The sequence below is a fragment of the Nostoc sp. DedQUE12b genome (assembly GCF_034530835.1).
GTDB lineage: Bacteria > Cyanobacteriota > Cyanobacteriia > Cyanobacteriales > Nostocaceae > Nostoc.
In genome coordinates this window covers 24,256-37,766 of the sequence record NZ_JAVRCI010000065.1, presented here as the reverse complement: position 1 = coordinate 37,766, position 13,511 = coordinate 24,256, and the positions used below count along the sequence as shown (strand labels likewise).

Annotated in this window: 8 protein-coding genes and 5 pseudogenes; 3 read left to right on the top strand and 10 right to left on the bottom strand. The window is 41.9% G+C overall.

Features of this window, described 5'->3' with window-relative positions:
- A partial coding sequence (locus RMY16_RS25160; RefSeq protein ID WP_322738641.1) for a sucrose-phosphate phosphatase occupies positions 1-498 on the bottom strand: 498 nt, incomplete at its 3' end.
- A gap of 125 nt (positions 499-623) precedes the next feature.
- Here RMY16_RS25160 and RMY16_RS25155 point away from each other — a divergent pair.
- From RMY16_RS25155 to RMY16_RS25145, 3 genes and pseudogenes are all read left to right on the top strand, one after another.
- Entirely contained in the window at positions 624-1,103 is a 480-nt protein-coding gene (locus RMY16_RS25155) for a hypothetical protein (protein ID WP_322738640.1), read from the top strand.
- A 392-nt stretch (positions 1,104-1,495) separates the two neighbouring features.
- Positions 1,496-1,702 (top strand): annotated as a pseudogene (locus tag RMY16_RS25150) (hypothetical protein); the annotation flags it as partial.
- 126 nt (positions 1,703-1,828) lie between these two features.
- Entirely contained in the window at positions 1,829-2,839 is a 1,011-nt protein-coding gene (locus tag RMY16_RS25145) for a chemotaxis protein CheB (protein WP_322738639.1), read from the top strand.
- A 3-nt stretch (positions 2,840-2,842) separates the two neighbouring features.
- On the opposite strand, the gene RMY16_RS25140 is transcribed toward RMY16_RS25145, so the two are convergent.
- The 9 genes and pseudogenes from RMY16_RS25140 to RMY16_RS25100 form a co-directional block, all read right to left on the bottom strand.
- Positions 2,843-6,991 carry a PAS domain-containing protein gene (locus RMY16_RS25140; protein ID WP_322738638.1) on the bottom strand — a complete coding sequence of 1,383 codons (4,149 nt, stop codon included), beginning with the start codon at positions 6,989-6,991 and terminating at the stop codon, positions 2,843-2,845.
- Between the two features lie 558 nt (positions 6,992-7,549).
- Positions 7,550-8,143: pseudogene (cas4, locus tag RMY16_RS25135) on the bottom strand (CRISPR-associated protein Cas4).
- Positions 8,144-8,174: 31 nt separating this feature from the next.
- Positions 8,175-9,041: a CRISPR-associated endoribonuclease Cas6 gene (gene cas6, locus RMY16_RS25130; RefSeq protein WP_322738637.1), complete on the bottom strand. Its 867-nt coding sequence runs from the start codon at positions 9,039-9,041 to the stop codon at positions 8,175-8,177.
- Positions 9,031-9,651 carry a 2OG-Fe(II) oxygenase gene (locus RMY16_RS25125; RefSeq protein ID WP_190933320.1) on the bottom strand — a complete coding sequence of 207 codons (621 nt, stop codon included), beginning with the start codon at positions 9,649-9,651 and terminating at the stop codon, positions 9,031-9,033. The genes cas6 and RMY16_RS25125 overlap by 11 nt, the downstream gene beginning before the upstream one ends.
- Positions 9,652-9,765: 114 nt before the next feature.
- Positions 9,766-10,215, bottom strand: a pseudogene (gene cas5d / locus RMY16_RS25120) (type I-D CRISPR-associated protein Cas5/Csc1); the annotation flags it as partial.
- A 2-nt stretch (positions 10,216-10,217) separates the two neighbouring features.
- Positions 10,218-10,379, bottom strand: a pseudogene (locus tag RMY16_RS25115) (type I-D CRISPR-associated protein Cas7/Csc2); the annotation flags it as partial.
- A 44-nt stretch (positions 10,380-10,423) separates the two neighbouring features.
- Positions 10,424-12,860 (bottom strand): annotated as a pseudogene (gene cas10d, locus RMY16_RS25110) (type I-D CRISPR-associated protein Cas10d/Csc3).
- The gene (locus tag RMY16_RS25105; RefSeq protein ID WP_322738636.1) at positions 12,860-13,240 is read right to left on the bottom strand and encodes a DUF5615 family PIN-like protein; all 381 of its coding nucleotides are present in this window, start codon (positions 13,238-13,240) and stop codon (positions 12,860-12,862) included. Before RMY16_RS25105 ends, cas10d begins: the two are co-directional and overlap by 1 nt.
- Positions 13,237-13,497 (bottom strand): DUF433 domain-containing protein, encoded by a 261-nt coding sequence (locus RMY16_RS25100; protein WP_322738635.1) that lies wholly within the window; start codon positions 13,495-13,497, stop codon positions 13,237-13,239. Before RMY16_RS25100 ends, RMY16_RS25105 begins: the two co-directional genes overlap by 4 nt.
- Positions 13,498-13,511: the final 14 nt, after the last annotated feature.

Sequence of the window (13,511 nt, the reverse complement as noted above, 5' to 3'; positions counted from 1 at the left end):
GGGTACAATGTCAAGGTCTATTCCGCTACTGTAGATTAACTTTACATTTAATTTAGATTTTTGTAACTCTGCTTCAAGTTGTGGTAGAACATTCGCAGATACTTCTTGTTCTAGGAAACAACTCACTTTGAAGGGACGCTGTTCGGAATCTGGTTGCCGAACTAACTCAGGATATTTTTTCGTAATAGATAATACAGTTTCCCGTTCCCATCCCGGAGAGAGGATTTCTGACCAACCTGAGTCGGGAGTATCAGTACCATCTAGGTAAATTTCTGTACCCACGGAAAGAACAAGGGCATCCGGTTGCAAAAGATTTTTTTGAGCTTGGAGTTCTTTGTAAAGTACAGGCGATCGCCCGGTAGAATAAACGATTTTAGTACCGTATTCTTGGCGATGTTGACTCAGCAGTTGATTTAGTTCTGGTAAAGCGCTGTCATCACCGACGGTGCGATACACGAGGGTGTCATCTAAATCGGTTACAAACAGAAATGGTTTCATGATTAATACCTCTTGCAAAATCTCGTTATTCTACCGCGTGAAGGGACTTTTGCAAGAGATTTGTTTGTTAAAAACAAAATATGTCAGATATTCAATTCGACTAACCACTTTTAAAACAACCTCTAATGCCTTCAGATTTTTGTAAATCAATAAATTGTTTTTCTCTTGGTTGTATTTTCTTTATATTTATTGCATTTACAGTGTTCTTTGAGCAAGATAAAGTGACAACTTTCACCTGCGAAAGAAAAACACAAATTCATTGTCAGTTAACTCATGCAAATGAGTGGAAATCAAGCGTAGAAACCTATTCTTTAGAAGAGTTTAGAGGAGCAAAATTTTATTTTAATCATGGTATCGACAATTACTGTGTTGTTCTTTTGACTAATTATGGCAAATTACCTTATACTTTTTACTATCCCTTCCAATCTGAAGCTCAAGAAATAGTAGATAAGATTAATACTTTCATTATTAATCCTCAAGAGGAATTGGTTACTGTCACTCAAGACAGATCCATTTCTCTCAATATAGCTGCCGCTATTTGTTTTATATTTAGTGTATTTGGTTTAGGTCTTACCCTTTACTCATATATTTCCACCCTGCCCTAACTGAATCAACAAATTTCCCACAGTTAAACTCAGTTGCTTCAAAGAGCGATCGCTAATATGCAGTCTTTGTCTCGTTCCCATGCTCTGCATGGGAATGGCTTATTAGAGGCTCCGCCTCCAGTCAAGATATTGAGTCTCAGGCTTTAAACCGATTTTTTCAGTGACAAATATATTTATAAGTCCATTACAATGATTGCTGCAAATACTTAAACCTTTCTTATACATGGAAGAACATTAGCTGCAAACGCTCAATTTTTGACAACTAATGTTTAAATTTGAGCGATGTCGAATGAGACTTAGCACCAAAAAACAATGTAGAGACTTAGTACTACGTCTCTTTGGCTTAATGCACTACGATACAATCTATTTAACCACCTCTACTGCCTGCGCTCGTGGTCAACACCTCTTCACAACATTCGACTCCAACTGATTCTCCCTCCGACATTCCGCCTCTTGAGAGTGGCGATCGCCTCATTCGTCCAGAGTTTGAGCGTCGCTATAATGCGATGCCCAACCTTAAGAAAGCCGAATTGATTGAAGGAGTCGTTTACGTGGCATCACCTTTGCTTGCATTTCGTGCTATTCGTCTAAAGTCTCATTCTTCAAATGAAGAATAAATCCTCTCAAAGCTAGGTGAGCAAATTCTTTGGCTGCGTTAATGTTAAGACTGGCGGTATATGTGCTTTTGTTGCCCACGCTGCTAGACTAGTGAAATTGTTACATTAATGCTTGAACACAATATTATCGTCATTGGAACATCAGCAGGTGGGGTTGAGGCGCTGACTTATCTAGTCAAGCATTTGCCGCCTGACCTCAATGCTGCTGTGATTATAGTCCTTCATGTATCAAGTCACAGCAAAAGTTTTCTGCCAGAAATATTAAGTCGTGCTGCCAAGTTGCCAGTGTCTCACGCTCAGGACGGCGAAGCTATTGTTCATGGTTGGATTTATGTCGCTTTGCCTGACTACCACTTACTGGTAGAACGAGGATATTTGCGTTTGACGCGGGGAGCAAAAGAAAACCGTTGTCGTCCCGCGATCGATCCATTGTTTCGCAGTGCAGCACGAGCCTATGGGCAACGAGTGATTGCTGTACTACTAACAGGTGTGCTTGATGACGGCACGGCGGGAATAATGGCTGTAAAAATGCGAGGCGGTGTGGCAATTGTCCAAAATCCCGACGATGCTTTGTATGCTGATATGCCACGTAATGCGATCGAGAATGTAGAGGATATTGACCGTATCGCGCCACTTTCAGATATTCCTTCTATTTTAGTAGCTTTAGTTAATACGCCAATGGAAGTACAACCAGAAAACCCCATACCTAGCAAGATGGAGTTTGAAACTAAAATAGCGCAATTGAATTTGGAAGCAATAGAAAACGAAGACAAACGACCTGGTAAACCATCAACCTTTGGCTGTCCTGACTGCGGCGGTATGCTCTGGGAAATCGAAGAGGGAAATTTGTTACGCTTCCGCTGCCGCACGGGTCATGCTTATTCAGCAAAAACTTTGCTGGCCACGCAGTCTGATAAGGTGGAGGATGCACTATGGCTCGCTTTGAGGGCATTAGAAGAGAAAGCTTCTTTATCACATCGTATGGCTGCAAGGATGGAGGCTCGCAATCAAACCTTGGCGGCACAAAGATTCAAAGAGGAAGCGCACTCTGCCTGGGAGCGCTCCGCCATTATTCGAGAAGTACTTTTGAGGGTCGATTCAAACACAGGTGTTGATTGAAGGTTAAACCGAATCATTTTCAGGAATGGGATGCTTTAGTTTACTGCGTGCAAGTACCACCACAGCTTGAACTAACTCTTCTGGATCGAGGGGCTTGGTAACGTGCAGTTGATAGCCACTGGTTATGGCTCGCTGAGAATCTTCAGTTCTGGCATAAGCAGTCAAAGCGATCGCGGGAATCTTTCCCCCTTTTTCGGGAGTTAAAGCGCGAATCTGTTGAATCAGAGAATAGCCATCAACTTCGGGCATTCCAATATCACTGACTAAAACATCGGGTTGAAAGGATTCTAGGTTTGCTAAAACTTCTGTCGCAGAGTCAACAGTCAGGACTTGCGCGCCGTATTCAGCAAGCAATACTGTTATTAGCTCACGAGCATCGGGGTCATCATCAACTGTGAGGACTCGAATCCCTGTGAGTTCGAGTGCTGATTGTGGCAACTCATCTGTCTGCTTGATTTCCGGTTGCACATTCAGCAGTGGCAACTGGACTGTAAAGGTGGCTCCCAAGCCAACACCTGGACTATCAGCCGCGATCGTGCCGCCGTGCGCCTCAACCAACTGCCGGACGATTGCTAACCCCAATCCCAACCCGCCATACTTGCGAGTAATTGAGACATCTTCTTGACGGAATGATTCAAAAATATACGGGAGAAAATCTGGGTTAATGCCTTTACCAGTGTCACTGATGATAATCTGTGCCCGATCGTCAACTCGCTCTAATCTGGTTTCTACCCGTCCGCCTTTGGGGGTAAACTTGATCGCGTTGGAAAGTAAATTCCAAACGATCTGTTGAAGGCGGTTGGAATCTCCAGAGACTTGCCCAATATTCGGCAGTACTGAATGCAATACAATTGATTTGGAAAGGGCTGCTGTATTTACTGTGTCGAGCGCAGATTCAATCACAAATGCCAAATTCACTGGAGTCGCATCGATGCTGAGTTTGCCCCGCAGAATTTTGGCGACATCGAGCAAGTCATCAATCAGTTGAGTTTGCAGTTTAGCGTTGCGTTCAATGGTGGCTAAAGCTTCAGCCGTTTTCGTTTCACTAAATTTGCGGTTTTGCAGCAGTTTTGTCCAGCCGAGAATCGGGTTGAGAGGCGATCGCAATTCATGGGAAAGAATGGCCAAAAACTCATCTTTGATTCGATTAGCGCGTTCGGCTTCGGCTCTGGCTGCTTGTTCTAGTTGAAATAGGCGATCGCGTTCGATTTCAGCTTGTTTGCGAACAGTGATATCCTGGACGTTGCCTACCATCCGTACCGCATTGCCCGCAGCATCATAGAAAACCTGACCTTTAGCCGCTAACCAGCGAATGCCATCAGGATGTAAGATGCGGTAATCATCTTCATAGTACTCTTGCTGTTGGTGGATGGTGTGACTCACCGCTTCATTGGCTGAGGTGCGATCGTCTGGGTGCAAGCGACTTAACCACAGTTCATAGGTGATTTCCTTTGTGCTTGGGTCAAGCCCAAACAGATTAATGTACTCTTCAGATACATGAGTTCTGTTGCGAATAATGTCCCAGTCCCATAATCCCGATTGCGTAGCTTTGTACGCCAATTTCAACCGGGCTTCGCTCTCCTGCAACAGGAGTTCTATCTTTTTGCGATCGGTGATGTCTCGTGAAATCAACAAGATTCGTTCCAGCTGCCCAGAGCCATCCAAAATCGGGCTAACGACCACTTCCCACCATTTTGGAGTGCCTTTTGCAGTTGGGCAGTATCCGCGAAAAATGCTGACTTCGGCTGTTTTAGCGGCAGCGAGTGCATCCTCTGCCTGTTGCCGAGAACTGCCTTCCCAGAAACAGAGCCATTCAGTATTGAGATAGGAATTTAAGTCATCAATTTCCATCAAACACAATCCACCTGTGTTCATGTACAGCAGCCGCCCGTCGAGGCTTAATACCTTGATGCAATCAGAACTGCTGTCTAAAATGCGGTTTTTAAATTCTTCACTCTGGCGCAGGGCAATTTCTGTTTGTTGGCGAGTGGTGATATCTCGCCAGGTGGCAACAAATCCATCTCCACATTTAGCCACGCGGATATCAAAGGCTCTAACTAAGCGTTGTTTTCCGTAATCATCCTCATAAACTAGGCTATCTTTAATGAGCGGCTGCCCTGTTTCTACTACCTGGCAGTATTCATCAAACAATCCACTTTCATGATGCCCTGGTAGTAATTCACACAATCCTCGTCCAATCTGCTGCTCATAAGTCATTTGATTGTTGAAACAAGCTGCACTATTGACATATTCAGTCACAAAATCGACAATCTGTCCCTGCTCATTCCGTACAGCACGGTATACCCCAAAGCAGTCCAGCATATTTTCAACTGAGGTGCGGAAGCGTTCTTCGCTGTCTCGCAGGGCTTGCTCTGCCTGTTTACGTTCGCTGATGTCTTCGGCAATCCCGGCAAACCGATAAATCTCTCCTGTTTCATCTCGAAGTGGAAAGCAGCGATCGTGAACCCAGCGAATATTACCATTGGGTAAAATAATCCGATATTCCTCATCAAATTTACCTGCGACAGCTTTTTCATGAAACGCTCTGTCTGTAGATTCTCGATCCTCTGGATGGATGCGGTCGATCCATATTTGTTGTCCTTGATACAATTCCTCCGGGTTCAATCCCCACAGTCGTTTATATGCAGGACTAACATAGCTGACTCGATTTTCCGACACTTCTGCGATCCAGAACACTGCATCAATATTTTCTGCAAGCTGCCGAAAACGTTCCTCACTCTCGCGCAGAGTTTCGGCTGACCGTTTGCGTTCGGTGATATCTAGATCGATACCCGCCATCTGAATTGGTTGCCCGTCTTGGTCGTAGATCGCCTTACCCTGGCTTAATGCCCAGCGAATTGTGCCGTTGGGATATACCACTCGAAATTCAATGTCATATTCTTCTTTGGTGGCGACAGCAAGCTCGACGGCTGTCAGCACGCGATCGCGATCTTTAGGGTGGACTCGCGCGGCAAACATCTCGAATGAACCGTCAAATTCTGCTGGTTCCAGTCCAAACAAGGCTTCCAGGTTATCCGACCAGGAAATTTTTCCCGTTTGGATGTTCCAGTTCCACGTTCCCATCCGCGAGGCTGATAGTGCTAATCGCAGCTGTTCTTCACTCTCCCGTAATTCTGCTTCTACCCGTCTGCGCTCGGTCAGTTCATTTTGTGCCTGCTGATAGAGTTCCGCTTGGCGAATTGCAATGCCAACTTGAATCGCCAGTTCTTTGAGCAAGTCGATCTCTAAGGGTTGCCACTTTCGAGGGATTGCACAGTTATGAGCAATTAGCAACCCCCAAAAGTGGTTATCGTAAATAATCGGCACGACCAGATTAGCTTTCACTTGAAACTGAGCCAACAATTCAACGTGGCAGGGATCGATACTGCTATGCTGAATATCAAATATTGCCGTTACGTAACCCTGACGATAGCGTTGGATATAATTCTCGACAAAGACGGTATCGTAGCTGACAGTTTCCAATGGATTCCATGCAAGATAGTTCTTTGCGAGGCAGGGATCGTACATAGTAGAGTCAAGCAGCGATCGCCACTTTTCCCCAACCGATTCTGCTACTACTGTGCCATTACCATCAGGTTTTAACTGAAAAACCAAGACGCGATCGGTGTGCAGAAATTCTCGCACTTCGGCTACAGTTGTCTGAAGAATTTCATCCAGATTTAGCGATTGGTGAATTTTCTGGGTAATATGTGAGACTACGCGCTCTCGTTCAATACGCTGTTGTAGTTGGGTGCGTAGCTGCACTGTTTCAATTGCCCCATTTACCGCTATTTGCAGCCCTTCTGGGGTAATTTGCTCTTTGACAAGATAATCTTGTGCGCCCGCTTTGATCGCCTTAACTGCGATCGCCTCATTGCCCTGTCCAGTGACGACAATCACGGGTAGGCAAGGCTGTTGGGTCGAGGGTTGCAATTGTGCCAGAAATTCCAGTCCGTCTAGGTCGGGCAATCGATAATCAAGCAATACTACATCGGGCTGATGTTGCTGCCAAAGTTCTAGCCCCTGTTGTCCCAGCGTTGCTTCTAGGATAGTGTACGAATATTCGCGATCGCGCAGTAAATACCGCCGATAGAGTTCTCGATCTTCTGGGGAATCATCGACAATTAAGAGAGCGCGCTGTTGCTGAGACATTGTGAATTAATTAATCAAGTAGATGTTAACCCACATTCCGCAGGTTGGCATAGAAAATTGACATTTTTCAAGAAATGCTAAAACCCTCATGATGCCAGGATTTTAGCATATTTGATAGATTTATTGATTCGCTTTTTACATCTGCTTTGCGTTAAATTACTGAATAACTTTAATGTATAATTTTATTTTTACTTACTTATAAAAGTTATATCACTTTTGCCAGAGAATAATCTATAAATATTCATTCAATAATACAAATCTTCTATGAAGATTGTAATCGCAATCCTTAATCATGTGAGACAGATAAAATCGTTGTAAAGCTTATAATTAGAGACTTGAAATTTCCTAACATTCTCGCGTTTCAATTCGGTTGCTAAATCTGATTCATTAGTTATTATTATGCGACTGCATCTATGCAAAAATCCTAAAACCCTCTTTCTCTCCTTCCCTAAACTTTGCAGTCTGAATAATAAATGATAATTGATCTTTTGAGACGCGATAAATCGCGTCTCTACATGATGGTTTTGTTGCTCATTATGAACTGTATTGGGGTATGATTTAATTGACTTCTTGATAACTTTTTACTTTATCAGTTGCTTTGGGCAAACATTGCGAATAAAGACTGCATCGTTGGCAGCGTTTGCTGTAAACTGGTTTTGGCATTGCTCCTGTTTCTAGGAGATTTGTGACAGATTGAATAGTAGCGATCGCACTTTGCCGTAATTCTGCATTAATCTCTACTAATTGCCGTTGATGGGAGTGGGCATAATAGATATATCCAGTAGTCACAGGTTGTCCTATCATCTCTTCTAAACATAAGGCTTGGGCACAAACTTGCAACTCATCGTTATCCCATTCGCCTTTGCGTCCCCGTTTATATTCCACTGGATAAACTTGACCAGATTCGGCTTCAATTAAATCAGACTTGCTGATGAGTTTGTATTGCTCAGACTTTAGCCAAATTGCTTGAATTTGCCAAGTTTCTCCTCACTGTATATCGCTTGTGGTGTGGACGCGATCGTGTAAAGTTGTGCCTTCAATTGTGTATTGATTATCGGTAAACTCCCCTGCACAAAACATCCGCCAACAGCGATGCGGACAATAGGTATATTGATTCAATGCCGCAATGGAAATATATTCAGTTTGATTCATAACTGAGGTGGTTTTTAAATGATTATTGTAATTATGGAGAATATAGCCGCCGTGTCATTCCCATTCCCATAGTTGTTTTGCGACCAATTCCTGCATACAAAGCAAAATCAGCTAAAGCATTAAGTTGCTTAATTTGTATGGGTTCAATTTCTCCCAAAATCTTGTAGTTAACTTCGCCAATAATGCCAATAAATTTGCTGCGGGAGTCAGCTAATATTTCTGTGTGAATATTGACAAATGAGGGAAAGATTGAATTGATCGCAATCTGAGGAAATTCTATGCCACTGTACTTATTCCACCGCGAAAGTAGGGAATTGAAAACAGATTCTCTGGTAGGAAGAGTAGTATCATACTGTCCTTGACGGAAGGCGGTAGGCGTGGAGAAGGTAAGGTTTATGGAAGAATTGCGTAGGCGTAGCCCGTCGCAGACATCGCTAGCTTCTTCGTATAATTGAGCGTAAGTACTGGCATTCGCCCAAGGTTGAATAGATTGGGGTGTGCCTTGAATGCTGGTAATATACAAGTCAGCCGGGCCAAGATGCCAAGGGCGATTGGGATTAAGATTTAGCCAAAGTTGGGTAAGTTTGCCAAATAGAGTGTCATCTAATAAGGAGATGCGCCACCAACAAGGAGTTCCGGCGGGAATGGGTTGTTGATGTGAGTATTGCAATTTAGATCCCCCCTTACCTCCCTTTAAAACGGGAGAGTTTGTATTACTAATTTGTAGAGGGGAGAGGGTGAAAGCTTTGTCAGCAGTGGAATCGTGCAAGCGATCGCCTAATGTGCTATCTACAGAACTAACGAGGGTTAAAAATAGGGCGTGGAGATGTCTACCTGTAAGATACTGTGGTGGAATGGGTGATTGAGGTAGCAAATTCAACACTAAACTATGAGGCATACTTTCTCTTTTTGGTTGTAGATTGAGTGATTCTTGACTCTACAGTAAACTCAGGGATTTCCTGAAGTTCAGTTTCACTCAAACTATACTGTTCACAAACGAGACTTAGACGATTTCCTGGGGTTTTGACTGCGTTAACTGAATGGGTTAAATCACCTTGAAAATAAACTAAAGTATTGAATTGGGGTTTAATTTGCCCAAGTTGGCGTTTGTGCGATCGCAATACTAATTCTCCCCCTTCCATGTCTGCTGGTACTCGCACATAAAGCACACTGACAACCGCAGGCGGTTCAATGGTTTTGGAGTAGGAACGTAAGGAGCGATCGATATGCGGATCGACGCGGGAGCCTTCTTTTAGCTGTAAAGGATTGAGGTAAAAAGCATTACAACTTGGTTGGAGAGCCAAATCGAGGTAAGGCTTGAAGTAGGGAAACTGCTGTTCTACTTTTGCTAATCCAGAACGTTGAAATACTACGGAAAATCCTTTAGTAGCGACAAAATCGCGGTTGAGGTTGTTGATAGCAAAGTAAGGACAAGCTTGGATTTCTCCCCACAAGTTGTTTAGGTAATCGCTGGGGAAGGCGTTGGTTTGTTGTTGATAGTGTTTCACGATGAGTGTGGGGAGCGTACAGAACTAACAGGGGTTAAAGATTGTAACGCAATTTGTGACTGGACGCTAGAACCTGCGAAAAAGAGAAAACGTGGTAAAGGTTTTAGGAAATGATTAATTCCGAAAACGATATTCTATCCGAACTGGAATTTTTAAGTTTTGAATGCCATCAAATTGATAGTATTGACCTCGCATTTGCACATTTTGAATTAAACTAACTGGAGGCATATTTACCACGTCATAGCTCATCACTTGATTAGTGAACATCACATCTAATGGATTTAATGGATGTGTACAAGTGAATATACCCTCAGCAATTTTAGGTTTCGGTAATGGTTCAACCGTTACTTCAGCCTTGCTCATCCATTTACCCAAACGAATCCACTTTGGTAGTTTGAGTTCTTTTTGGGAGATCACAAAAAACTCAAATTCACTTTCTGGTGCTATTTCTTTCGCTCTCCCAAAACTAGGGATATTTTTCTGTGTTTTCTCCATTTCAACGTGGTAGTTGTTGTTAGCATACTTCCAGGTGTTGAGGATGGAAGAATGATTGAGCGATCGCGCCCAATTCCAGCACGTACTCTGGCTTTATTAAGTTCACCATCCGTCTGGAATAAAGGATAAGACTCGGTAACACGAATAGTAATGAGATGAACATATTTCCCCATTGGTTTAGCAGGGATTACATCGTGGAAAAATTTAGAATCGAGTGTTCTCAAGAATTTCATGATTTGATTGCTCCGATTTAGTTAGTTGAAAAAAAAAGAATAAATTATACTGATACTTCAAGTTCTAATTCAGGAATATCATCAGGTTCCTCTTGTGAACGTGCTTTACGTTCTTCATCATCTGCTAGGCGATAAAGGTATTCACAAGTATCTCTAATTAAATTGAGTTGAGTACCTGCTAAACGTGGGCGATCGCTTTTAAAGCTTCCCTCAAATATTTCTTTTACAAAATACTTAGAAAAATCATAAACTGCTTGACGCTCTTCTTCGGAAGTTAAGGCAGGTTTCCACTTACCATCAACTAAAGTTAATGTTGGTTTTCCTTCGGCCGCTTTCCGTCACACATTGTTCATCAGCTTGGCTAGACGAGCAGCTACTACATCTATTAAAGAATCAGTATCAGTAGCCATAGATTTATCAATTTTCAAAATTACATCAGCAGCCTCATCAATTGGTTTGAGAATGGCATTAGCTTTGGCATATTGACTTTTAGAACGATAAAAACGACGGTAGAGTTCTGTTAACTTACGCAGTTGATTCACAGCTTTTCCTTTTGGTTCAAAATAGTGATAAAAATCCAAGTATAGGCGAATTTTCGCCATAGGTTGTCACAGTATATGAAGAACTAGAAATTGCACAAACATTTTCTCGTCCTCTACCCGTGATTTTGGCGGCATTATAGCGTTTAAGCTCAACTAAAAATGAGTCCGGTTTTGGTTCTATAACTGCGCCTGTTGGTAAAGAAATAACTTGGTTGACATAAGTTTTTAAGTCATCCCAGCCATCGGGCAGATCCTGAAAATCTGCTAAAATTGGTCTAATCAAAGCTGCAACATGATTCACCATGCCTTTCATAACTTGCAGAATTTGAGCAAAGTCTAGACCTGAATGATTGCGAAAGTATTGCGCTGCTAGGTAATACCAATCAAGAGGTACACCACCTGTTTTTTTCAAAGATTGAATTTCTCTGATGGCTGGAATTTCTGCTGATAATTCCAAATATTCAGCTAGCTTTTGTGTCAAATCTAAATCAGGAATACTTTTCCTCTGATTTTTTGGCATTTGTTTCTGCCAATCATTAACTTTTTCGCACCAACTACCCCAAATTCCCCGACATAGAATATCGCTAAACTCCGCCAAGCGATCAATGCAGATTTCATTAGAAATTTGTAAATTTAAGTGTGCTGATAGTTCGCCTTGTGCTTGATAATTTAGTAAGCTTTCGCCTCGCTTATCAGCAGAAGCAGGTTTTGTGTCTGGAAGTAGTCGAGAAGCGGCATTAATGCTAACTTCCATTAATTCAACTACATCAAAAAATAACCAGTAATAATCTGCAAATTTAAAACCCTTACCATCACGATTAAAACCTGTCTGTCTTTCCTTTAGTTTCTCTGCACATAAGTGCTTTATTTTGGCAATAACTTGTTCAGGAATTCCATCAGTTGTAATCAGAGGAGCATCAACAGTAGCTAAATAGACAACGCCATCAGGTAGATAGAGTAATGGTGTATAAAACTCGTCAGGGTGTGCTGCGATTAAAGCATTATTGAAAATATTTGTGAGAATTCCACGATTTTCTGAAAGGGAATGATAAGTAAGTTGTAATTGATGATTGCTTAATCTTGCAAGCAATGTAGGTAAACGACCATTTTCTACATCTCTCGGATGTTTAATGACTGAAGCAAATAAATCAGATAGTGAAACTAAGTCAATCAAAACCTGTCTAATTCTGCTATCTAGTCTTTCATTATCTAAAGGTTTTAAGCCACGAGTAATCAAACCTAAATCCGAATCATTTTTAACTCCTGCATTGCTGCTAATTTCAATAATGTCATCGATAAGTTCTTCCCATTTTTCGCCTAGTAAGTGGTATAAGCCAAAATCTAAAATCTTTTTGTTAATGTATCCACGCCCCAAATTCGGAGCATCTTCTTTTTTTTGTGGTTCTTCTTCCCAATTACGAATGATAAAATTTTCTTCTAACCAATCTCGGTAATCAGGAAATTTTTCATAGTCATGCAACAAGTAGGAAACAATAAATACAGAGGATTGCAAATCTTCACAATTACGCTTAACTGGATTTGTGCCTATTCTTTCTGCTTGTAACTTCCTCAAAATTCGATAGCTGGGAAATAAACCATTAAGTAAGTGAGCAAGTATAGATTGGTCGCCAGCGTTGTCTCTACGAAGTGGTTTTTTTCCTGCTGCTGCGCGTTTGACATTAATAATTTCTACAGTTACTTCAAAGAATTTACCACCCTTAGCAGTTGCACCTGCTAGCTGTCGAATTAAATTAGGTAAGACATAATCAGCAAATTTTTCTAGGATGCGATCGCCTTCATTTCCTTTTGTCTTTTTTACAGCTTCTTTAAATAACCGAATTGTAAGAAGTTCGCGTTTGACAAGCGATTCATCATCTTCATCCTTTCCTGAATCAAAATCTGGTACTTCTTCCGGTAAATCATCATCAAATTCGTTCATTAATTTACTTCCTCGCTTTCAATAGCTTGATATTCGAGTATTTTTGCTTGTTGAATAATCCATAATTTACCTATCACATCGGCTGATTCCAACCCAGTAATTAATGTTTCAATAGCTTCACGCCAATCAGCAAATGTGTAGCGAGAGGGTAGACGAATAATTACAATTCCTGAATAGTTAGAGGGATTATATTTCAGACGATTTCCAAAACCGCGATCACAAGTGATTAAACATCTACCCTCACGGCGACAAACCTCAATAACTTCGGGATCGGGTGCAGAATTTAAGCCTTGTCCTGGTACTGTTGCAACATCGTGTCCTGCTAATTGCAATAAAGTTACAACGCGCAAGTCGATATTTTCATCTAGCTTTAATTTCACGCACTTGCTTCCTTTTTTTTTGTCAAAGGAAGTTCCACAAAAACATCCCGCGCCATCTCTGCACCGTAGGCAATACAAGCCAGTACATCTTCTCTTTCTATGCTTGGATAAGCTTCAAGAACTTCTTCAATTGTTGTACCACCAGCTAAATAATCCAAAATTAGTGATACCCAAATCCGGTGTCCGCGAATGCACGGTTTACCAAAACAAATATTCGGGTCGATGGAAATACGAGAAAGCAGATCATTGTTAGTCATGTAGCTTCACCTCT

Bases quoted from the DNA above. Each gene is read 5' to 3' on its own strand.
- cas6 (WP_322738637.1), bottom strand. From the start codon at position 9,041: ATGCCTCATAGTTTAGTGTTGAATTTGCTACCTCAATCACCCATTCCA.
- RMY16_RS25100 (WP_322738635.1), bottom strand. From the start codon at position 13,497: ATGACTAACAATGATCTGCTTTCTCGTATTTCCATCGACCCGAATATT.
- RMY16_RS25145 (WP_322738639.1), top strand. From the start codon at position 1,829: ATGCTTGAACACAATATTATCGTCATTGGAACATCAGCAGGTGGGGTT.
- RMY16_RS25155 (WP_322738640.1), top strand. From the start codon at position 624: ATGCCTTCAGATTTTTGTAAATCAATAAATTGTTTTTCTCTTGGTTGT.
- RMY16_RS25140 (WP_322738638.1), bottom strand. From the start codon at position 6,991: ATGTCTCAGCAACAGCGCGCTCTCTTAATTGTCGATGATTCCCCAGAA.